The 21,356-nt window shown below is 62.2% G+C and carries 22 protein-coding genes and 3 tRNA genes; 13 read left to right on the forward strand and 12 right to left on the reverse strand.

All coding sequences use genetic code 11. From position 1 onward, the window contains the following. Positions 1-163: 163 nt before the first annotated feature. The 4 genes from JV18_RS0102090 to cpdR all read right to left on the reverse strand — a co-directional run bounded on the left by JV18_RS0102090 (position 164) and on the right by cpdR (position 2,495). Positions 164-832 carry an energy transducer TonB gene (locus tag JV18_RS0102090; protein WP_235302795.1) on the reverse strand — a complete coding sequence of 223 codons (669 nt, stop codon included), beginning with the start codon at positions 830-832 and terminating at the stop codon, positions 164-166. 103 nt (positions 833-935) lie between these two features. Then, positions 936-1,805 carry an alpha/beta fold hydrolase gene (locus JV18_RS0102095; RefSeq protein ID WP_033073227.1) on the reverse strand — a complete coding sequence of 290 codons (870 nt, stop codon included), beginning with the start codon at positions 1,803-1,805 and terminating at the stop codon, positions 936-938. Between the two features lie 162 nt (positions 1,806-1,967). Beyond that, positions 1,968-2,042: transfer RNA gene (locus JV18_RS0102100), tRNA-Val, on the reverse strand. A gap of 75 nt (positions 2,043-2,117) precedes the next feature. After that, on the reverse strand, positions 2,118-2,495 hold the full coding sequence (cpdR, locus tag JV18_RS0102105) for a cell cycle two-component system response regulator CpdR (RefSeq protein ID WP_033073228.1): 378 nt from the start codon (positions 2,493-2,495) through the stop codon (positions 2,118-2,120). Positions 2,496-2,627: 132 nt separating this feature from the next. On the opposite strand from cpdR, the gene JV18_RS0102110 reads away from it, so the two are divergent. Next, positions 2,628-3,500 carry an N-formylglutamate amidohydrolase gene (locus tag JV18_RS0102110; RefSeq protein WP_033073229.1) on the forward strand — a complete coding sequence of 291 codons (873 nt, stop codon included), beginning with the start codon at positions 2,628-2,630 and terminating at the stop codon, positions 3,498-3,500. Between the two features lie 159 nt (positions 3,501-3,659). Here JV18_RS0102110 and JV18_RS0102115 read toward each other — a convergent pair whose 3' ends face one another. The 3 genes from JV18_RS0102115 to JV18_RS0102125 all read right to left on the reverse strand — a co-directional run bounded on the left by JV18_RS0102115 (position 3,660) and on the right by JV18_RS0102125 (position 4,863). Beyond that, the gene (locus JV18_RS0102115; RefSeq protein WP_033074836.1) at positions 3,660-4,124 is read right to left on the reverse strand and encodes a GNAT family N-acetyltransferase; all 465 of its coding nucleotides are present in this window, start codon (positions 4,122-4,124) and stop codon (positions 3,660-3,662) included. Positions 4,125-4,253: 129 nt separating this feature from the next. Then, a tRNA-Pro gene (locus JV18_RS0102120) sits at positions 4,254-4,330 on the reverse strand. A gap of 104 nt (positions 4,331-4,434) precedes the next feature. Continuing rightward, positions 4,435-4,863 (reverse strand): JAB domain-containing protein, encoded by a 429-nt coding sequence (locus JV18_RS0102125; protein WP_052071681.1) that lies wholly within the window; start codon positions 4,861-4,863, stop codon positions 4,435-4,437. Positions 4,864-4,983: 120 nt separating this feature from the next. Between JV18_RS0102125 and thyA the strand changes: the two genes are divergently transcribed. The 6 genes from thyA (at position 4,984) to JV18_RS0102155 (ending at position 11,986) form a co-directional block, all read left to right on the forward strand. After that, positions 4,984-5,919 (forward strand): thymidylate synthase, encoded by a 936-nt coding sequence (gene thyA / locus JV18_RS0102130; protein ID WP_033073230.1) that lies wholly within the window; start codon positions 4,984-4,986, stop codon positions 5,917-5,919. 97 nt (positions 5,920-6,016) lie between these two features. Then, positions 6,017-7,312 carry a 3-methyl-2-oxobutanoate dehydrogenase (2-methylpropanoyl-transferring) subunit alpha gene (locus JV18_RS0102135; RefSeq protein WP_033074838.1) on the forward strand — a complete coding sequence of 432 codons (1,296 nt, stop codon included), beginning with the start codon at positions 6,017-6,019 and terminating at the stop codon, positions 7,310-7,312. Positions 7,313-7,371: 59 nt separating this feature from the next. Continuing rightward, entirely contained in the window at positions 7,372-8,376 is a 1,005-nt protein-coding gene (locus tag JV18_RS0102140) for an alpha-ketoacid dehydrogenase subunit beta (RefSeq protein ID WP_033074839.1), read from the forward strand. Positions 8,377-8,381: 5 nt separating this feature from the next. After that, a complete protein-coding gene (locus tag JV18_RS0102145) occupies positions 8,382-9,686 on the forward strand; it encodes a dihydrolipoamide acetyltransferase family protein (RefSeq protein WP_033073231.1) in 1,305 nt (434 codons plus the stop codon). A 1,022-nt stretch (positions 9,687-10,708) separates the two neighbouring features. Next, positions 10,709-11,866 carry an AI-2E family transporter gene (locus tag JV18_RS0102150; protein ID WP_033074840.1) on the forward strand — a complete coding sequence of 386 codons (1,158 nt, stop codon included), beginning with the start codon at positions 10,709-10,711 and terminating at the stop codon, positions 11,864-11,866. Positions 11,867-11,909: 43 nt separating this feature from the next. Then, positions 11,910-11,986: transfer RNA gene (locus JV18_RS0102155), tRNA-Asp, on the forward strand. Positions 11,987-12,246: 260 nt separating this feature from the next. On the opposite strand, the gene JV18_RS0102160 is transcribed toward JV18_RS0102155, so the two are convergent. From JV18_RS0102160 to JV18_RS0102175, 4 genes are all read right to left on the reverse strand, one after another. Then, positions 12,247-12,477, reverse strand: coding sequence for a DUF2842 domain-containing protein (locus JV18_RS0102160; RefSeq protein ID WP_033073232.1), 231 nt, complete (start codon positions 12,475-12,477; stop codon positions 12,247-12,249). Then, a complete protein-coding gene (locus tag JV18_RS0102165; protein ID WP_052071682.1) occupies positions 12,474-13,070 on the reverse strand; it encodes a 5-formyltetrahydrofolate cyclo-ligase in 597 nt (198 codons plus the stop codon). The genes JV18_RS0102160 and JV18_RS0102165 overlap by 4 nt, the downstream gene beginning before the upstream one ends. Positions 13,071-13,389: 319 nt before the next feature. Beyond that, a complete protein-coding gene (locus JV18_RS0102170; protein ID WP_033073234.1) occupies positions 13,390-13,833 on the reverse strand; it encodes a cell division protein ZapA in 444 nt (147 codons plus the stop codon). Further along, entirely contained in the window at positions 13,826-14,026 is a 201-nt protein-coding gene (locus JV18_RS0102175; protein ID WP_144243844.1) for a hypothetical protein, read from the reverse strand. Before JV18_RS0102175 ends, JV18_RS0102170 begins: the two co-directional genes overlap by 8 nt. 215 nt (positions 14,027-14,241) lie before the next feature. On the opposite strand from JV18_RS0102175, the gene tkt reads away from it, so the two are divergent. The 5 genes from tkt (at position 14,242) to JV18_RS0102200 (ending at position 20,171) form a co-directional block, all read left to right on the forward strand. Continuing rightward, the gene (gene tkt, locus JV18_RS0102180) at positions 14,242-16,209 is read left to right on the forward strand and encodes a transketolase (RefSeq protein ID WP_033073236.1); all 1,968 of its coding nucleotides are present in this window, start codon (positions 14,242-14,244) and stop codon (positions 16,207-16,209) included. 33 nt (positions 16,210-16,242) lie between these two features. Continuing rightward, positions 16,243-17,250 carry a type I glyceraldehyde-3-phosphate dehydrogenase gene (gene gap, locus JV18_RS0102185; RefSeq protein WP_033073237.1) on the forward strand — a complete coding sequence of 336 codons (1,008 nt, stop codon included), beginning with the start codon at positions 16,243-16,245 and terminating at the stop codon, positions 17,248-17,250. Positions 17,251-17,341: 91 nt separating this feature from the next. Continuing rightward, positions 17,342-18,538 (forward strand): phosphoglycerate kinase, encoded by a 1,197-nt coding sequence (locus tag JV18_RS0102190; protein WP_033073238.1) that lies wholly within the window; start codon positions 17,342-17,344, stop codon positions 18,536-18,538. A gap of 89 nt (positions 18,539-18,627) precedes the next feature. Next, positions 18,628-19,515, forward strand: coding sequence for a fructose bisphosphate aldolase (locus JV18_RS0102195; protein ID WP_235302800.1), 888 nt, complete (start codon positions 18,628-18,630; stop codon positions 19,513-19,515). Then, on the forward strand, positions 19,515-20,171 hold the full coding sequence (locus JV18_RS0102200; RefSeq protein ID WP_033073239.1) for an O-methyltransferase: 657 nt from the start codon (positions 19,515-19,517) through the stop codon (positions 20,169-20,171). Before JV18_RS0102195 ends, JV18_RS0102200 begins: the two co-directional genes overlap by 1 nt. A gap of 7 nt (positions 20,172-20,178) precedes the next feature. Here JV18_RS0102200 and JV18_RS0102205 read toward each other — a convergent pair whose 3' ends face one another. Continuing rightward, positions 20,179-20,583: a hypothetical protein gene (locus JV18_RS0102205; protein WP_144243845.1), complete on the reverse strand. Its 405-nt coding sequence runs from the start codon at positions 20,581-20,583 to the stop codon at positions 20,179-20,181. A gap of 35 nt (positions 20,584-20,618) precedes the next feature. On the opposite strand from JV18_RS0102205, the gene thiE reads away from it, so the two are divergent. Then, complete coding sequence (gene thiE, locus JV18_RS0102210; RefSeq protein WP_033073240.1) at positions 20,619-21,272, forward strand: thiamine phosphate synthase; 654 nt, start codon at positions 20,619-20,621, stop codon at positions 21,270-21,272. Positions 21,273-21,356 lie beyond the last annotated feature (84 nt).

Raw genomic sequence — 21,356 nt, forward strand, 5'->3', positions numbered from 1 at the left:
GCAGGCAGCGATCCGGTACTCAAATTCCCCACCCTTATTGCGATCCCGGCGTAGCCGGGGGAAGCAATCTGCAGCCAGCGTCTTTCGAATGGCCGACGGCTGGAGATTGCTTCGCTTTGCTCGCAATAAGGGTGGGGAGGCGGATCAAGTGGTGTGCGGGCCTTTAGCGGCGGCGTTCGAGCCACCAGCTTTGGCGCCAGCCATAGGGGCTGGCGATGGCTTCACCGCGATTGTTGGTCGCGGGGCGAAAGCGAAATCGCTGTTCAATCAGGCGGCAGGTGGTCGCGTCGATGGCGGTGTCGCCGCTGGAGCGTGAGACACGGCAACCAGTGACGCGCCCATCGGGCTGGACAGTAAAGCGCACTTCCACATCTCCTCCCACTTTGGCGCGGCTGGCCAAGGGGGGATAATCGCTGTCGCGGATTGTGCCGCTGCGCCAGGCAGGGCGTGTACCGCCGCCCGTGCCGCTGCCCGCCCCTCCCGCGCCGCGCCCGTCGCCCTGACCCCCGGCGCCGGTGCCCGGGCCGGGATCAGGCGCTGCGCCGGCTGAGGACTCATCGCCGCTACCTGGGGTCGGTGCGGCGGCGACCGGCGGCGTGACAGGGGGCAGCTTGGAAGGGGCGGCAAGGACGGGCGCGGGATCAGCGCGCTTGTTGGGCGCGGAGGCCGCGCCGCTTGCCGCATCGTCGGGCTGTTGGGGCGGGGGCGGTGGCTCGGGCGGGGGCGGGGCGGGAATGGCGATGGCGGTGATCGTCTCCCCCGCTTTGCGGACTACGGCGAAATCGAGGCCGCGCGCCAGCATAAAGCCCACGCCGCCGACGACAGCCAGCACGGCGACGGCCGAAATGAGCCTTTGCCGCGGTGAAATCCGCCCGCTGTATCGCATAGCGCCCCCTCAGCCTGTGACGCAGGCCGAACCGTCGCCGCCCGGCCCGTTACAAAAAATTGTCGAGTGTCGCCATGAAACGCTCGAACTGATCATGGTGCAACCAGTGACCGGCATTTTCAAATTCGATCACCTTTGCATGGTTGAAATGCCCGATGCGGCCATCGCGTTCCGGATTGGAGGCCCAGCTATTTGCTCCGTACAGCAGCAGGGTCGGGCAGGCGATCGCCGACCAGAGCGATTCGATATCCGCCTGGGGCATGTCGAATCCCGACCAGATGTTCAGATAGTTATCGAATTTCCAGCTCCAGCTTCCATCTTCATTGCGGCTGACGCCATGGATGGTGAGGTGCCGCGCTTGTTCGGGGGTCAGATAGCTGTTTTCGCCCATCATCCGGGCGAGCGCATCGTCTAGCGTCGCATAACGGCGGGGCGTGCGGCCCGCCGCCTGGCGTTTTTCGTCGATCCATTTGCGGAAGCGTTCGGCGAAGGGCGTGGCGGCGCGTTCGGCGAGCATTTTGGGGGAGGGGCCAAGGCCTTCAATCGCCACCAGCTTGGCGACATTTTTGGGATAAAGCCCAGCATAGCGCAGCGCGACATTGCCGCCCATCGAATGGGCGACGATGGAAACAGGGGCGAGATCAAGCTGGTGAACAAGCTGCGCCAGATCATAGACGAAGCCGTCCATCGGATAATTGCCATCGGGCGACCAGGCGCTGTCGCCATGGCCGCGCAGATCGGGGGCGATGATGTGAAAGCGGTCCCGCAGCCGTTCGGCCACCCAATCCCAATTGCGACAATGGTCGCGCCCGCCATGGATCAGCAGAAGCGGGGGCGCGGCGTCATTACCCCAATCGACATAGTGAAGCTTCAACCGTTGCGAGATGAAGCTGTTCGACGTCGGGCCTGTGCCTGCCATGCTGATTCTCCCCAATTTAATTCGGTTTCAAAAGGCCACGGAACAGGGTTCCGTCAACCCCTTGAGGAAAAGAGAGGGAAGGGAGGCGGGCCGGACGCCCGCGCCAGGGGCAGGTTTGACCCTGGGGCCAACCGCCTTGTTTTTCGGGGAATGAAAGGGAAATGGTGGGCGTGGCAAGGATTGAACTTGCGACCCCTGCGATGTCAACACAGTGCTCTACCACTGAGCTACACGCCCACATGTTTCCGGGGTGACGCGGCCCTTAAAGCGCTTGGCGCGGGCTGGCAAGCCCTTCGCGCCCCTTCGATGAAATTATTGTTGGCTGGACTGGCGGCTGACGCCGAACATGCTGTCGACTTCGCGCACCAGATCCTTGAGGTGGAAGGGCTTGGAAAGCATCTTGGCCTGGGGGACCTGATCTTCGGCGCGCAGCGTGACGGCCGCAAAACCGGTGATGAACATCACCTGCGTATCGGGGGATACTTTGGCGCAATGCTGCGCCAGTTCGATCCCGTCCATTTCGGGCATGACAATATCCGACAGCAAAAGGTCGAAAGTGCCCGAATCGAGCAGCGGAGCCGCCGCCGTTCCGCGATCGACCGATGTGACGTCATAGCCGCTCTGCACCAGCGCACGCTCCAGATAACCACGCATCGCGGCGTCATCCTCGGCGAGCAAAATCCGAATCATAGTGAAAATATCCCCCATCCGACCGAATCCCCACGGTCGCGCGATCATGACGTCCCGCGCGCCATAGTGCGAGACCTTTAACAAATTGCCGTGACACTGGCTTTGTTACCGCATTTTTGGCACGGATATGCGATGAATGGCCTCGCTGCCCAGGAAAAGTCGATCCATGTGGACCGTCCGGCTAACGCCGGCCCGGTTGTCGTGTCGGTGCCGCATGCCGGACGCATTTACCCCCCCGAACTGTTGGCAGCCGCGCGGGTCGACAAGCCGGTATTGGAAAGGCTGGAAGACCGCTGGTGCGATTTGATCGCCGCCGAAGCGAGCGCGGCGGGTGCGGTGGTGGTGCGGGCGTTGTGGGCGCGCGCCGTTGCCGACTGTAACCGCGGCGAAGGACAGATGGCCCCTGCGGAGGTTGCCCCCGCGATGCGGCCTCGCTTCACCGCGCCGGGGCGAAAGGAGCGTGCGGGGCTTGGGGTGGTGCCGACGCGGATTGCGGGCGCCGGACCGCTGTGGACCCGGACCGTTGATGAGGCGAGTTTTGAATGGCGGCTGACGCATTTGCACCGCCCCTATCATCGAAGGCTGGCCGAAGAGATTGAGGCCGCGCGCAGGCGGCACGGCAGAGCGATATTGATTGATCTGCACAGCATGCCGCCAATCGCGCGGGGACAGCCGGGGCATGGGGCGCAAATTGTCGTGGGTGATCATTTTGGCGAGTCCTGTGTCCCTTGGCTTTCCGACCTGGCGATCGACATGGCGGCGCGGCTAGGCGGCCCTGTCGCGCGCAACCAGCCCTATGCAGGCGGACATATTCTTCACGTCCACGGGCGTCCGCAGCGCGGTATCGATGCGATACAGATTGAAATCGACCGCAGCCTCTATCTGACGGCTGCGCGTCAGCCCGATGAGGCGCAGGTCGCCCGGCTGGCCCGCTGGTTTGCCGCGCTGGTTCTGGAAGCGGGGCGCGGAGCCCAATATGGGACGGAGCCGCTGGCCGCCGAATAAAAAAACCACCCCATATCGAAATATGAGGTGGCCAGGGTCCAGGGAGGACGCGCCCTGTCTTACGACAAGGCACTCACCGCAGTGGAAAGGGGGTAACCACAGCGGGTAAAAAACAATCTAGGATGAGTTGTCCCGCAAAACAAGGGGCGGGAGAAAATCTCATTCCAAGGGCGCATCACGGTCCAGAGCGAGGCGGATATTGGCGAAGGGCAGGCCTTCGTCGTCGACATCGCGGCGAGAGATTTCGCGAAACCCCAGCGCCGCGTAAAAGGCGCGCGCGCCATGGTTGTCGGCGTAAACTTCGAGCGATAACCGCCCCTTGAGCGCCAGTGCATGGGCAATCAGTGCGCGCCCCGCGCCACGCCCCTGCGCCTCGGGCGTGACGAACAGCCCACCGACATGCTCGCCCAGCAGGCCGATGAAGGCGATAGGGTGATCCTTGATGCAGGCGACCCAATTTTCAGCCTGCTCGAGATAAATATCCTCGACTGCCCGCTGTTGCTGGCGCAGCCTTTCTTCGCTGAGAAAAGGGTGGGCGCGGCGCGAGGCTTCGTACCAGATGGACGACAGGAGGCTCTTGTCCGCAGCCCGATAGGCGCGGATCGATAGCGATATATTTTTCATGATTAGAAATTCCACGAACATACACAGTAAGGCGGCGCGAAGGCCGGAATTGGTCCGCTTTAGCGGGGCAATATCATTTACTGCGCATCAAACTCCGTGGCTGGCCGACCGGAGGGTCCGGCGGAAAACTGGTCGGGGAGAGAGGATTCGAACCTCCGGCCCCTGCCTCCCGAAGACAGTGCTCTACCAGGCTGAGCTACTCCCCGACCGATGCCGCACCGGTTTCCCGGTGCGAAGGCAGGGCGGTCCTCTAGACGCGCTTTGGGCGAACTTCAAGCGCCAATCGTACGGGAGGAAAGCGATCGGCGGATCAGAGCAGCGCGGCGCGGCGAAAACTGAAATGTCCATTTTCGACAAAGATCAGATGGTCGGCAAGCTCAATGCCCAATGAGGCAAGGAGAGCCGCCGCCTTTTGTGTGCAGCGGCGGTCAGCGTCGCTCGGCCAAGGGGTGCCCGAGGGATGGTTGTGGGCCATGACGACATGATGGACCCCGTCGCGGCTCAGCGCTCGCCAGCAGCGCGAAGGCACAGCGCACAGATCGGCCTTTTCCGGCCGTGTCGTTTCAACCCCAAGCAAGCGGCCATAGGCATCGAAGCCAAGGAGGATGAGGCGCTCCTTCCCGGCAGGAAAGCGGGGGCGCAACAGGCAGGCCGTGACATCATCCTCCTGCGCGCGGCGGACGAAACCAGCCTCCAGAGCGGGAGCGGCGGCGGGGATATTCGAAAGGGTGGTAAGCATGAACCGGCCTGTGCCCCGGGGCGGCGAGACCCCCAAGCGGTGAATGACCCATTTCGGAGTGAGCGATGGCTCTTGCCCGCGCGCGCCTCGCCCCCTAGCAGAGAGACGACGGAGAGATTGTTGACCGATTCCATCCATTATGAACTGCAATATCTTGACCTGATGCGCCGCATCTGGACCGGGGGTGACGAACGGGTTGATCGCACCGGCGTCGGCACGCGCTCGCTTTTTGGCGAGACGATGCGATTCTCTCTGCGCGATGACGCGATCCCGCTGCTTACCACCAAGCGCGTTTACTGGAAAACCGCGCTGCGCGAGCTTTTGTGGTTCCTGACCGGTGACACCAATATTCGCGCGCTGGTCTCGCAAGGTGTGCGGATCTGGACCGACTGGCCGCTCGACCGCTATCGCCGCGAGACGGGCGAAGCGATCAGCGCCGAGGAATTTGAGCGGCGCATCATCGGCGATGATGCTTTTGCTGCGGCCTGGGGCGACCTTGGCCCCGTTTATGGCCATCAATGGGTGAATTGGCCGCTTTATGAAGCCGCGGAGGGCGGGCTGTTCCGGCGCGCCGAGGCGGGGCATAACCAGATTGCCGCGCTGATCGCGTCGCTGCGGAACAATCCGGGGTCGCGCCGCCATATTTTCACCGCCTGGAATGTCGCCGATCTGAACCAGATGGCGCTACCCCCTTGTCACATGACCTATCAATTTCATGTGCGCAGCGACGGCGGCCTCTCCTGCCTTCTGTTTCAGCGTTCGTGCGATCTGGGCCTTGGCTTCGCTTTCAATATTTTCGAGGCGGCGCTGCTGACGCGGATGATCGCAGAGCAGTGCGGCCTTCACGCGCATGAACTTGTTTGGACCGGCGGTGACGTTCATCTTTATCTGAACCATGGCGAATTGGTCGAAGAGCAACTCAAGCGCACGCCGGAGGGCGCGCCCAGGCTGCGCATCCTGCGCCGCCCGGCCTCGATTTTCGACTATAAATTCGAGGATTTCGCGGTCGAAGCCTATACACCGCAGGCGCATATCCCGGCGCCCGTCGCGGTCTGAACGCGCATATTGCAATGAGTTGGCGTCGGTAATATTATGTCGCCACATTGAAATATAACTAGACAGCGCGATGATTCGCGCTGGAAGGGAAGATGATATGCCTGAAACGCATCGGCGTCCGGCGCGCAATTTGCCGCCGCTGTCGCTTCACGTTCCCGAACCGCGTTATCGCCCCGGCGATACGCCGGACTTTTCCGATATCGAGGTACCCGCGGTCGATGCGACACCGCGCCCCGGAGAGGCGACCAAGGCCGATGCGATGCGCGAGCTTTGCTACGGGCTGGTGCGGGTTCTCGATTTCGACGGTGAGGCCAAGGGGCCATGGGACCCCAAGCTTTCGCCTGATCGGCTGCGCGTGATGCTGCGCTATATGATGCTGGTGCGCGCCTTTGACGACCGCATGTTTCGCGCGCAGCGACAGGGCAAGACCAGCTTTTACATGAAGTCGACCGGCGAGGAAGCGACCTCGGTCGCTTCAACGATGGCGATCGACCGCAATGACATGTGCTTTCCCAGCTATCGCCAGCAAGGCATTCTGATTACACGCGAATATCCGCTGATTCAGATGATGAACCAGATTTATTCGAACCGCGGCGATCATCTGCTGGGGCGACAATTGCCGATCATGTATTCAGCGCCCGAACATGGATTTTTTAGCGTGTCGGGCAATCTCGCGACCCAATATCCGCAGGCGGTGGGCTGGGCGATGGCCTCGGCGTCAAAGGGCGACAGCCGGATCGCGACCGTGTGGTGCGGGGAAGGGTCGTCGGCCGAAGGGGATTTCCATTCGGCGCTGACCTTTGCGACCGTCTATAATGCCCCGGTCATCTTCAATGTCGTGAACAATCAATGGGCGATTTCCAGCTTTTCGGGCTTTGCCGGGGGCGAGCGCACCACCTTTGCAGCGCGCGCCGTGGGCTATGGCATTGCCGGGCTGCGCGTCGACGGCAATGATCCGCTCGCCGTCTATGCTGCGACCCAATGGGCCGCCGACCGCGCGCGGACCAACAATGGCCCGACCCTAATCGAGCATTTCACCTATCGCGCCGAAGGGCATAGCACGTCGGACGACCCCAGCGCCTATCGTGCCGCACAGGAGGCAAGCGCCTGGCCTTTCGGCGATCCGGTCGCGCGATTGAAGCAGCATCTGGAAAAGTTGGGCGAATGGGACGAAGCGCAGCATGAGGCGCTTCAGAAGGAGCTCGAAGATCTGGTAAAGACGACTCAGAAGCAGTCGGAAAAACTTGGCATTTTGGGCCATGGGATGCACCAACCCTTTGAGACCATGTTCGAAGATGTGTTCGAGGATATGCCCTGGCACCTCAAGGAACAATGCGCCCAGATGCTCGCCGAACAGGAAGCGAAGTTCGGCCCCGATTGGAAGCCCGAATGATGGCCCCTGACACCATGGCCCCTGACGGGGTGGCAGCTACCCCCACCACGACCAAGACGATGAACATGATCGAGGCGATCAACAGCGCCATGGACATCATGCTCGATCGTGACCCCAGCACCATCGTGATGGGGGAGGATGTCGGCTATTTCGGCGGGGTTTTCCGCGCGACCGCGGGCTTGCAGAAAAAATATGGCAAGACGCGGGTGTTCGACACGCCGATCAACGAATGCGGCATCATCGGTGTTGCGGTGGGCATGGGCGCCTATGGTCTGCGCCCCGTGCCCGAAATCCAGTTCGCCGATTATATTTATCCGGGGCTCGACCAACTCGTCAGCGAGGCGGCGCGGCTGCGCTATCGCTCGGCCAATGATTTCATCTGTCCGATGACGGTGCGCACCCCCTTTGGCGGTGGCATTTTCGGCGGACAAACGCATAGCCAGTCGCCCGAAAGCATCATGACGCATATCTGCGGGGTGAAAACGGTGATCCCGTCCAACCCCTATGATGCAAAAGGGCTGCTTATCGCGGCGATCGAGGATAATGACCCGGTCGTCTTTCTGGAGCCCAAACGCATCTATAACGGCCCGTTCAGCGGCTATTATGACCGCCCGGTCGAGCCCTGGTCGCGTCATGACGCCAGCACGGTTCCGACCGATTATTACCGCATCGAACTGGGCAAGGCCGCGACGGTGCGCGAGGGGGAGGCGGTGACGGTGCTGGTTTATGGCACGATGGTCCATGTCGCCAAGACGGTGGTCGAGGAGCAGGGGATTGATGCGGAGATCATCGACCTGCGCACCCTGCTGCCGCTTGATATCGAGGCGGTCGAGGCGTCGGTCCGCAAGACCGGACGCTGTTTGATCATTCATGAAGCCACCCGCACCTCGGGCTTTGGCGCCGAACTGGCCGCGCTGGTTCAGGAGCGCTGCTTTTATCATCTCGAAGCGCCGGTCGAGCGCGTCACCGGGTTCGACACGCCTTATCCGCACAGCCTCGAATGGGCCTATTTCCCCGGACCCGTTCGCATCGCGACTGCGCTCAACAAGATTTTGAAGGACTGATCGCCATGGCTCGTTATTCCTTTCGTTTGCCGGATATTGGCGAAGGCATCGCCGAGGCCGAGATTGTCGCTTGGCATGTGAAAATCGGTGACCGTGTCGAAGAAGATGCACAGCTTGCCGATATGATGACCGACAAGGCGACGGTCGAGATGGAATCGCCGGTGTCCGGCGTGGTCGTTGAACTGGCGGGCGAGGTCGGCGATATGGTGTCGATTGGATCGACGCTTGCCGTGATCGAGACTGATGCCGAGGTCAGCGAGGATGTCGAAGCTGCGCCTGACAGGAAAAACGATATAACAGAAGACGTTGTGTCAAGAATCTTATCTTCGAAGGAGGATGAGGTTGAGGTGCCGGCGCCCGCCGTCACACCGGCAGACGCCAGCACGGAAGTCCGGGAGGCCTCGCCTGTTGCCGCGCAAGAGCGCGACCCTGCTCGGAAAATCCTTGCTTCCCCTGCTGTGCGGGCGCGGGCGAGGGATCTGGGGGTCGATCTTGCTGATGTGTCGGGCGATGGCGAGCGCATCCGGCACGCCGATCTCGACGCCTATCTGCGCTACCATGCGGGGCAGGGCTATCAGGCGCCCGGCGCATCGCGCGCGCACGTTGACGAGCCGGTCAAGGTCATCGGGATGCGGCGCAAGATTGCGGAAAATATGGCGGCTTCGAAAAGGGCCATTCCGCACTTCACCTATGTTGAGGAAATGGATGTCACCGCGCTGGAAGCGATGCGCGCCGACCTTAATGAAAATCGCGGTAATCGGCCTAAGTTAACGATGTTACCGTTCTTGATCGTTGCGATCTGCCGCACGATTCCGGCCTTTCCGATGATCAATGCCCGCTATGATGACGAAGCGGGCGTAGTGACGCGGCACGGCGCGGTGCATCTGGGGATGGCTACGCAAACCGACGCGGGATTGATGGTTCCGATAATCCGCGACGCGCAGGACAAGAATGTCTGGCAATTGGCGAGCGAAATCACCCGTCTGGCCGAGGCGGCGCGCAGCGGAAAGGCGAAACCCGCCGAATTGACGGGCGGAACGCTGACCGTCACTTCGTTGGGCCCGCTGGGCGGCGTGGCGACCACGCCGGTGATCAACCGCCCCGAAGTGGCGATTATCGGCCCCAACAAGATTGTCGAGCGCCCCATGTTCGCCCGAAATGCCCAAGGCGGTGAGGAAATCCGTCGCGCCAAGCTGATGAACCTGTCGATCAGCTGCGACCACCGCGTTGTCGATGGCTGGGATGCCGCCAGCTTCGTTCAGGCGCTCAAAAAGCTGATCGAAACGCCGGTTCTGCTGTTTGCAGAGTGATATAGCGCGCCTGCGGATTTTTGGCTCGCGGGTTACTATGTTTACATTGTTTTGCGGCTCTTTTTTGGGGCTTTTTTGCGCTCCTTCCGCTGCTTCAGAGGGAATGACGCAAGGAAAGTGGGGTTTGCGTGGTGTACGCCTCCGGCTTTTGTACAGCCAGGCATATTTTTTGAGCGGGCTATGCGGTGCGTCGCTTGAAAATCCTTGGAAATTCTGGAGCTCTTGATTTTAGCACTCAATGTGACGCGCGTTAGCATGGTCGATTTGTGGTCCTAAAGCCGCTCATCCGCTCCATGCTGAAGGTATTGAGGCTATTGGCACCCGGCCAGACGCCTAGGGCGCACAGGAAATCCTCTCTAAAGATGCGCTCGGGCGGTGCCTGGCGATGACGGAAGAGGCATTCGCCTTGTGCCGCGAAGAAGGCAATGGCTAACGGTCGCGTCTTTATGCTCTGCGCTCTGGCCCGCGTCAGACGCGAGCATCGCCGATTTGCCTTTAATCGCTTGTTCTGGTGCTACTCCTTGCACGTCCCTGTTCGCCGCCAAGGGGAATCTACGCGCCGCTATGTTAACCGTGTCATCCTGGCGCTTGTCCGCGAAAGAGGTTGCGGGCGCGGGGTGGAGAAATGGGAAGCAAAGGAACGGGGCTGAGTGCGCTTTTCTGGGTATCCCGCGCTTATGGCTAATGTTAACAATGTTAATGCGATATCGCAGTTCCGTGGGGCAAGCGGTTGTGCAGGCCAGAAGCTGCCAAACACCGAAGGACAGGCGTTCTCGGATCGGCAGGATGTCAATGAGTTTCGCAAAAAGACGCAAAGACATGACGATGTCTTACCAGCCATGAAGGGGCCAACGTGTTTACGACTCGCGAGGGGTCGGGCCGTGGATGAGGAAATGGGCCTCGCAGGCCAAACCACGCGGCGCTGGCGCGGCAAGCAAAGCTGGCGTAGATGGGGTACAAGGGAATGAAGGAGAGCGGGCGTGGCTGAAGACCGGGGGAAGGACGATGTGCGGCAGACGCCCATTAATCCCCTGCATCAGATTGAGATTGATGATTTTCGGCGCGATCGGTTGCTCGCCGCGCTGACGCTAATTCTGGGGGCGGCCTTTTGCTTGGGACTACCCTTTGCCTTGCAGGCGGGGGCGGAATTCTTTCTGCCCCTGACGGCGGCAATTGTCATTTCCATCGCGCTGGTGCCGCTGCTCGAATGGCTGGAACGGCACCGCGTGCCCTCGGCGCTTGCCTCCTTTCTGTCGCTTTCGGCCTTTCTGATGCTGGTCAATGCCGCACTGGCGATTATTGTCGTGCCGGCGACGGGGTGGTTTGGGCGGTTGCCGGAGGCTATTCCTCGCATTCAGTCTAACCTGGCGCCGCTGATTGATTTTTATTCGACGTTGCAGCGTTTCGTAGAACGCACATTGACGTCGGTGGCGAGCGGAACCGAGGCGACGGCGCAGGCGGTGGCCGATACGACGCCGACATCGGTGGTCGATTATTTCATCTCCGCCGCCCCGGCGGTCGCGATCCAGCTTTTCTTCGCCATTTTGGTCATCTTCTTCTTCCTTGCCGGGTGGACGCGGCTGCGCCAGCGGACGATTCGCCGGCGCGGAAGCTTTGACGGGGCGATGCAGACCGCGCGGGTGATCCAGAATGTCGTGGATGCCACCGCCGATTATCTGGCGACGATCACCATGATCAACGCGATATTGGGGCTGGTCGTCGCGCTGCTTTTGTGGGCGCTGGGGATGCCGTCGCCCTTCATGTGGGGCGGGATCGTCAGCATCTGCAATTTCGTGCCCTATCTGGGCCCCATCGTCGCCTCGGTGCTGCTGGGGCTGGGCGGGCTGATGACGTTCGACGTGGTCGGCCTTGCGCTGCTTCCCGCGATTATCTTTATCGGGGTGCATACGATTGAAGCGAATCTGATCACGCCGCTGGTGCTCGGCAAAAGGCTGACGATAAATCCCTTGCTGATTCTCGTCTCGCTGAGCTTTTGGGGATGGATATGGGGGGCGCCGGGCGCCTTGCTCGCGGTGCCGCTGCTGTTGATCCTGCAAACGATTTTGCAGTCGACCGGAACGCCGGATTTGGCGGGTTTCCTGTTCGAACGCGGCACATTGACGACCGCCGAGGAAATGCGCGAACGATTATTTCGCAAAGATAATGATCGCGACGGTTGACAGGTCGCGGCGCGCGTCATATTGGCGCGTCTCCCAAGCCCAAGCGGGTGTAGCTCAGTTGGTTAGAGCGCCGGCCTGTCACGCCGGAGGTCGCGGGTTCGAGCCCCGTCACTCGCGCCATTTCCTGTTTCTCTTCAACAGGATGGCGCGCTTGGTTTCCAGACATTCAAGATGATGACGAGGCAAGGGCGGCCTTTGTATGCGGCCCGCGAGGCTCAAATCTGTGGGCCTTTTCCTCTCGCTGTGCGCAGGAGAGGCCTGCCCTTCGGAGGGAGCGCAAGCCTGCTTCAGATTGGTGTCAGGCCGCGCGGGTCCGCAGATGGGTCCCTGTCGTCGCGGGGACACATGTTCTTTATCTTTAGTAACAGTTGGGTTGCCGATCAGCCGCGCCAGCGGCCCAGTTCCATCCAGCGCAGCAGCGGCTTGAGCGGCATGATCCAGATTGTGCCGGCGATCAGGTAGAAGATGGCTTGCACGAGCACCGGCCAGTCGCCGACCCGGCGCGAGAGGCTGGCGATGAGCACCGCCCAGACGAGGATGAGCAGCAGGATCATCGCCATGCCCGCGGGCTTGCGCCAGCTTGGCTGGGGGTTGGCGGGGTCGTCGTTCAAATCCTGTCTCCCATGACGATAAATTCCTGTTCGGTGAGTATGGCGTCGAGCGCCATGTCGGTGGCTTCGCGCGGAACGCTGTCAACTTCCTGCACCGCCCAGGCAATGCCGACGCGCAAGGCGTCGGGATGGGCGGCGAAATAGCGGTCATAATGGCCGCCGCCCTGACCCAGCCGCCCGCCGTGGCGGTCAAAGCCGAGGAGCGGGCAGAAGATAAGGCCCGGCTGCGCCGATGGCGCATTTTCTGCGGGTTGCGGGGTATGCCACGGCCCCGGCGCCAGCGGGTCGCCCGGTTTCCACAGGCGAAAACCCATATGCTCATCGCGTGCTTCATGATAGGGAAGGGTCGTTGTTAACCCTGTAAACATAGGCAGTATATCGGGTTCATGCTGCCAAGGCGCATAGAGGCCGATGACCCCATGCGCCTTAACCAGCGTGGCGACGGGATCGGGGAGGGCGCGAAAGGCGGCGAGGCGCGCGATGCCGTCGAGACCCGCCACAAAATGGCGGCGGCGAAAGCGGAGGCGGTCGCGCAGCGCCTGTTTCTGCTGTGTCAGATCGGAAGAACCCATATCGGGCGAAGATAGGGTCATGGCCGCGAGAGACTTTCCACTGTCCTGACCCCCATTGTCCTGACCCCAATGTCGGACACTGCAGGCCGACTGACTGCGGGCCGACTTGGCGCGGGGCGGGTTGGCGGGACCGCCATGGGGTCGTTTGCCGGAAGATCCTCTGACGCCAGTAACGTCAGGTGGGGGCCATATACGTCGGGCCAGGGCCCGGGCAGGGACAGCTCCCTTGGATGATGTATCGCCTCAGGGATTTTCGCAACGGCTCGTACCGGGCAGTGCCCGCCGTAGCCTATGTAGGGAGGCGGCGCTTCCGGCTCAAGCCCCATGCGCGTTTGTGCGATCAGGGGAGCTGTTCGATCCGTGTCGCGAGCGTTTCGATGCGGTCGGCGATGGCCAGCAGCGCGCGATCGTGCAGGCGGCCATTGCCATTCGGGGCCGGATAGGCTTTTTCGGAAGCCGCCTCGGCCAGGGCGTGCCGAAGCGCGCCAATTTCCTGGCGCGCAGCCTCCAGCTTCTTGTTGGCTTTCGCTTCACGCTCTTCGGCAAGCGTCAGGGCGCCGCGCAATTTTTCCGAAGCGGCATCGGTGGTGCCCGATCCCGATTCCTGAACTTCGTCGGCGAGCATCAGGGCAGCGAAGAGAAGCTGGCGCACCTCGGTCCCGCCGCCAAAGCTTCGTGCCTTTTCGTCGATCATTGCGGCAAGACGGAATAATTGCTGTTCCTCGCCATCGGCGCAGTGGACGTCATAGGTGCGTCCCGCGATGCTGAGTTTGACGTCAGCCACGCTGCGCCTCCGCAATTATCCGGTCGAGCTCGCCGATCACGGCGGCCACTTCCTGTTTCAACGCCGGATCGGGCGCGGAGGCTGTGGTGGGGGTTGGGCGATTCGACATGTCAGCCAGTTTTTTCTCGATACGGCTTAGCGCCCGCTCGATACGGCCGATGGCAAGGCTGGATTCGTCGAGATCGAGTTGCATGCGGAAAAAGCTAGCAGTCGCGGAAACCGCGCGCAAATATTTGTCGCTCCGTCCCGGTGAAGGAAAATGCGTAGCGGAATGGCCGCGCGCTATGGAATTTGCGCCCCGGACGGTTGACTCCTGCCCCTACGACCGCAAAGGGCTGTCGGCATCAACGGGCCGGCGCAAAAGGCTTGGCCCTTTACTGCTTTCAACCCAATTGATGCGGGGAAAAAATGACACTGCCCGAACGCCAGCTCGCCAACGCCATTCGCGCGCTTGCCATGGATGCCGTCCAGGCCGCGAACAGCGGGCATCCGGGGATGCCCATGGGCATGGCCGATGTCGCGACAGTGCTTTATTCCGACTATCTGAAATTTGACGCCGCCGACCCGCACTGGCCCGACCGCGACCGATTCGTCCTGTCGGCGGGCCATGGATCGATGCTCGCGTATGCGACGCTGCATCTTGCGGGATATGCGCGTCCCACCATCGACGATATTCGGGGTTTCCGCCAGATCAGCAGCCCCTGCGCGGGCCATCCGGAAAATTTCGAGCTGGAAGGTGTCGAGACGACGACCGGACCGCTGGGGCAGGGGCTGGCCACCGCGGTCGGCATGGCGATTGCCGAGCGTCATCTGAACGCGCTTTATGGCGACGATCTGGTCGATCACCGCACCTGGGTGATCGCGGGCGACGGATGCCTGATGGAAGGCATCAACCATGAGGCCATCGGGCTGGCGGGCCATTTGCAGCTGGGCCGGATGATCGTGCTTTGGGACGATAACAAGATCACCATCGACGGATCGACCGATTTGTCGACGAGCGAGGATGTGAAGGCCCGCTATGCCGCGACCGGCTGGCATGTCGAAAGCTGCGACGGGCATGACCCCGCCGATATTCGCCGCGCCATCGACGCCGCGCTCGCCGATCCGCGTCCCTCGCTGATCGCGTGCCGCACGATCATCGGCTTTGGTGCGCCGAACAAGCAGGGCACCTCGGCCACCCATGGCGCGCCGCTGGGCGGCGATGAAATTGCCGCTGCGCGTGCGGAGCTGGGTTGGGACGCCGAACCCTTTGTCATTCCCGCCGATGTGGCACAGGCCTGGAAAGGCTTTGGCGCGCGCGGGGTGAAAGTGCATAGCGAATGGAAGGATCGCCTTTCAAGCAGCGGAAAAGAAAAGGAATTTCTGGACCGCATGGCGGGCGACGTCACCCCCGGCGCGGCCTTTAAATCCTATCTCGACTCGCTGGTTGCCGAGCCGCCCAAGGTGGCGACGCGCAAGGCGTCCGAAAATGCGCTGGGCGCGCTGACGGCCGATATTGACGCGCTGATCGGGGGAAGCGCCGATCTGACGGGATCGAACAACACCAAAACATCGTCTACCAAGCCTTTGACAAAAGAGGATTATTCGGGTCGGTATATTTATTATGGCATCCGTGAATTCGGCATGGCGGCCGCGATGAATGGCATGGCGCTGCATGGCGGTGTCATTCCCTATGGCGGCACCTTCCTCGTCTTTGCCGATTATTGCCGTGCGGCGATCCGCCTGTCGGCGCTTCAGAAGCAGCGGACCGTCTATGTGATGACACATGACAGCATCGGCCTTGGCGAAGACGGGCCGACGCACCAGCCGATCGAGCATCTGCAGTCGCTGCGCGCCATGCCCAATCTGCTTGTCATGCGCCCCGCCGATGCGGTCGAGACCGCTGAATGCTGGGCGATTGCGCTGGCGCAAAAAGATCGCCCGTCGCTGCTGGCGCTGACCCGGCAGAATCTGCCGCCGCTGCGCCATGACGTCAGCGAAAATCTTTGCGCGAAAGGCGCTTACCGGATGCGCGCGGCTTCGGCGGCGCGCAAGGTCGTGCTGGTTGCGACCGGTTCGGAAGTGTCGCTCGCGCTGGCGGTGGCCGACAAGCTGGAGGCCGCAGGGCAGGGCGCCGATGTAGTGTCGATGGTTTCGACCGAGCTGTTTGACGAGCAGGACGCTGCCTATCAGGCCGATATGCTGCCGCGCGATGCGCTGATCGTTTCGATCGAGGCGGGCACGACCTTTGGCTGGGAACGCTATACCGGCCGCGATGGCCTGCGCTTCGGAATCGACAGCTTTGGTGCCTCGGCCCCGATCGAAGACCTATTCAAGCATTTCGGCCTGACCGCCGATGATATTACCCCACAAATCTTGGCAAAGCTGGGCGCCTGAGCCCCGCTCCCCTCGCAGAAAGGACGTTTCCATATGGCAGTGAAAGTCGCGATCAACGGTTTTGGACGTATCGGCCGCCTGGTGGCCCGCGCCATTCTTGAACGCCCCGATTGCGGGCTGGAACTGGTCTCCATCAACGACCTTGCCGATGCCAAGGCCAATGCGCTGCTGTTCAAGCGCGACAGCGTCCATGGGCCTTTCCCCGGCGATGTGTCGGCCGAGGGCGACAAGATGATCGTCAATGGCAAGGAAATCCGCGTCACCAAGGAACGCGACCCCGCCAATCTGCCGCATGGCGAGCTGGGCATCGACATTGCGCTGGAGTGCACCGGCTTTTTCACCGATGCCGAAAGCGCGGGCAAGCATTTGGGCGCGGGCGCCAAGCGCGTGCTGATCTCGGCCCCGGCCAAGGGCGTGGACCTGACCGTTGTTTACGGTGTCAACCATGACAAGCTGACCGCCGATCACAAGATTGTGTCGAACGCGAGCTGCACCACCAACTGCCTTGCGCCTGTCGCCAAGGTGCTGAACGACGCGCTGGGAATCGAGCGCGGGCTGATGACCACGGTTCACGCCTATACCAATGACCAGAAGATCCTCGACCAGATCCATGGCGACATGCGCCGCGCGCGCGCCGCTGGCATGTCGATGATCCCGACCACCACGGGCGCGGCCCGCGCGGTGGGCGAGGTTCTGCCCGAACTCAAGGGCAAGCTCGACGGATCGGCGATCCGTGTGCCGACCCCCAATGTCAGCCTTGTTGACCTGACCTTCACGCCGAAGCGCGACACGACGAAGGAAGAGGTGAACAAGCTGCTGAAGGACGCGTCGGAAGGCGCGCTGAAGGGCGTTCTCGCTTTCTCGGACGAGCCGCTGGTGTCGATCGACTATAACCACTGCCCGGCGAGCTCGACCATCGACAGCCTCGAGACGGCGGTGCTCGAAGGCAAGCTGGTGCGCGTGGTAAGCTGGTATGACAATGAATGGGGTTTCTCGAACCGCATGGTCGATACCGCTGGCGTGATCGCCAAGCTGCTTTGATGCATAATTGCCGCGGCGGATCGTTGAGGTCCGCCGCGGCGATTTATTGATGCCGGAAATGGCGCGCGGGTTTTCATAGGGAGTGACGGCAATGGCGGCGTTTAAAAGCCTGGACGATATGGGCGATGTCAGCGGCAAGCGCGTGCTGGTCCGCGTTGACCTCAATGTCCCCATGAACGAAGGCGCGGTCAGCGATGCGACCCGCCTGCAGGCCGCCGTGCCGACGATCCGCGAATTGTCGGAAAAGGGCGCGATCGTCCTGCTCCTCGCCCATTTCGGGCGGCCCAAGGGCGCGAAAAATCCGACCCAGTCGCTGAGCCTGGTCATGGGCGGGCTCGAAGATGTGCTCGGTCATTCGGTGATGTTCATCCCCGATTGCATCGGTGAGGGCGCGAAGGCTGGCATCGCAGTGCTGGCGCCGGGGGATGTCGCGGTGCTGGAAAATACACGCTTTCATCCCGGTGAAGAGAAGAATGATCCCGCTTTTGCCGATGCGCTGGCAGAAATCGGCGATTTTTATGTGAATGACGCTTTTTCGGCGGCGCACCGCGCGCATGGCTCGACCGAAGGCATTGCGCGGCGTCTGCCCGCCTTTGCCGGGCGCGCGATGGAGGCGGAGTTGAAGGCGCTCGATGCGGCGCTGGGCAATCCCGAACAACCGGTCGCGGCGGTTGTGGGCGGCGCGAAGGTGTCGACGAAGATCGACGTGCTGCGTAATCTGGTGGGCAAGGTCGATCATCTGATCATCGGCGGCGGCATGGCAAATACGTTCTTGGCCGCGCGCGGGGTCGATGTGGGCAAATCGCTGTGCGAGCATGATCTGGTGGAAACCGTTAATGCGATTTTCGACAGCGCCGATGCGGCGGGCTGCACTATTCATCTGCCCTATGATGTGGTGGTCGCGAAAGAATTTGCGCCCAATCCGCCGACGCGGACGGTCAATGTGCATGAGGTCGCGGGCGACGAGATGATCCTCGATGTCGGTCCGGCGGCGGTCGAGGCGCTGGGCGATGCGATCAAGAATTGCCGCACGCTGGTGTGGAACGGCCCGCTCGGCGCTTTTGAAACGCCGCCCTTCGATACAGCGACGGTTGCGCTCGCCAAGACGGCGGCGGCGCTGACGCGCGAGGGATCGCTGACGTCGGTGGCCGGTGGCGGCGACACGGTGGCGGCGCTGAACCATGCCGGGGTTGCCGCAGATTTCACTTTTGTTTCAACGGCGGGCGGGGCTTTCCTCGAATGGATGGAAGGTAAGCCGCTGCCGGGCGTGGACGCCCTGAAAGGCTGACGCACGCGGGCATTTGCATCCCGCGCGGCGGGAGGCTATGCGCGCCGCAACATACGTATGCAGACCATCGTGCAAATATCGGAGACGTTATGACCGCCAAGGCCGAAATGCTGGAACAGATCAAGTCGGGACAGGGATTTATCGCCGCGCTGGACCAGAGCGGCGGATCGACGCCCAAGGCGCTGAAAGGCTATGGCATCGGAGAGGATGCTTTTTCGAATGAAGAGGAAATGTTCGCGCTGATTCATGCGATGCGTAGCCGCATCGTGACGGCCCCCTGCTTTAACGGCGAAAAGGTGATTGGCGCGATCCTGTTCGAGCGGACGATGGACGGCGAAGCGGGCGGCAAGCCCGTGCCCGAGCTGCTGTGGGAACGCGGCGTCGTGCCTTTTCTGAAGGTCGACAAGGGGCTGGAAGCCGAAGCCGATGGCGTGCAGCTGATGAAACCCAATCCGGGGCTCGACGAGCTGTGCGCGCGCGCCGTCGCCAAGGGCGTATTCGGCACGAAGATGCGGAGCGTCGTCAACCTGGCCAATGCGGCGGGCGTCAAGGCTATCGTCGAGCAGCAATTTGCCGAAGCCGCACGGATCGCAGCGCATGGGCTGGTTCCGATCATCGAGCCTGAGATCAATATCAAGAGCCCCGAACGCGATGCAGCCGACCGGCTGTTGCTGAAGGAAATCAGCGTGGCGCTCGATAGCTGGACCGGGGAGCCGGTGATGCTGAAACTCTCAATTCCTGCCGAAGCCAATTTGTTCGCGCCGCTGGTCGATCATCCCAAGGTGCTGCGCGTCGTGGCGCTGTCGGGCGGTTTTTCGCGGCAGGAAGCGTGCGCCGAACTCGCGAAGAATCGCGGGATGATCGCAAGCTTCAGCCGCGCGCTGCTCGAAGATCTGCGCGCGTCGATGAACGATGAGGCGTTCAACCAGTCGCTGAACGGCGCCATCGACGAGATTCACGCCGCTTCGGTCGCCTGATGGAGGCGCGCTGGGAGGCGGTCGATGCCTATATCGGCGAGCATCTGCTCGCCGATGATCCCGGCCTGACCGCCGTGCTGGCGAATAATGGCGTGCACCGCCTGCCGCCGATCGATGTCTCACCCGCGCAGGGCAAGCTCCTCTATCTGCTGGCGCAGATGGCGGGGGCGCGGCGGATATTGGAAGTGGGAACGCTGGGCGGCTATTCGACCATCTGGCTGGCGCGCGCGCTGCCGGAGGACGGGCGGCTGATCACGCTGGAAGTGGACCGGCGCCACGCCGAGGTCGCGCGCGAAAATCTCGATGTGGCCGGAGTCGGTGACAAGGTGGAAATTCTTGTCGGGCCCGCGCACGACAGCCTTGCGACGATGGCCGATGACACGGGCTTTGATTTCATCTTTATCGACGCCGACAAACAGGGGAACCCCCATTATATGCGCGAGGCGATGCGGCTGGGGCGCAGCGGGGCGACGATCATTGTCGACAATGTCGTGCGCGCAGGCGGGCTGATCGAGCCCGATAGCGACGATCCGCGCATCCTCGCGACTCGCGCCTTGTTCGAGCAGTTGAAGGAAGAAGCCCGCATCGACGCGACCGCCGTGCAGACGGTCGGCGCCAAGGGCTGGGACGGATTTCTGATCGCGCGGCTGCGCTGAGTTCTGGTCAAAGGCCACCGTCGAAGCGCATCGAGAAGCGATAATCGCCGGGCTTTATCGAACGGTCGGTGCGTTTCTCGGGGCTGACCGATTGCAGCAGGATGGAGCCGTCGGCGATTTGGGTGCGCTCACCCAGCGTCACTTCAAAGGGCTTATGTTCACCGGTCGGACGCAGCCACAGCATTTTGACGCGTACCCGCCCCGGCCAGACGCATTGGGTGCCGACGGGACAACGGCTGTCTTCCAGCACTTCGACCGGCTGAATCAAGGGGCCATCGACATAGGCGCGCTGGCCCAGGGCGACATGGCTGCCATCGGGCAGCGGCGGATCGTCCGGAAGCGAGGCGCAGGCGGAAAGCAGGATCCCGGCAAGCGGGATGGCGAGGGCGGTGGGAAGTGATATCATCTGCATTTGCCCATGATAGGCAGCATCGCTATGAACCCGCAATGACCATAGATGCTTTGAATATTTGTCAACTTTATCTGATTTCGCCGCTGGATGTCGGCGGCGATTTCCCGGCCCGGCTGGAAGAGGCGCTGGCGGCGGCGCCCGTCGCGGCCTTTCAGTTTCGCGTCAAAAATGTCGATCAGCATGAAGCCGCACGGCTTGCCGAGCCCTTGCAGGCGATTTGCGCGGCCCATGACGTCGCCTTCATCGTCAATGACGATATGGCGCTCGCCAAGCGGATCAAGGCCGATGGCGTCCATCTGGGGCAGGGCGATGGCGACCCCAAAGAGGCGCGGCGCCTGCTGGGACCCGATGCCCAGATTGGCGTGACCTGTCACAACAGCCGCCATCTGGCGATGGACGCGGGCGAGGCGGGGGCCGATTATGTTGCGTTCGGGGCCTTTTTCCCGACCGAAACCAAGGCCGTCGCGCATCGCGCCGAACCGGAGATTCTGCGCTGGTGGCAAGGATTGTTCGAACTGCCCTGTGTCGCCATTGGCGGGATTACGGCCGAAAATGGCGGCGAACTGGTCGCAGCGGGCGCGGATTTCCTGGCCGTTTCAGGCGCGGTGTGGAAGCATCCCGAGGGGCCTGCTGCGGGCGTGCGGGCGCTCGCGGCGATTCTGCCGGGCGAGGGCGCTGAGGCGGGTTGATCGGCAATCGCCCGGCCATGGGGCAGGGGCGCGACGCCATTCGGCTTGCCTCGCGCGGCGTGGGCGGCTAAGGGCGCGCTCCTG

This window comes from Sphingopyxis sp. MWB1 (assembly GCF_000763945.1).
Classification (GTDB): Bacteria; Pseudomonadota; Alphaproteobacteria; order Sphingomonadales; family Sphingomonadaceae; genus Sphingopyxis.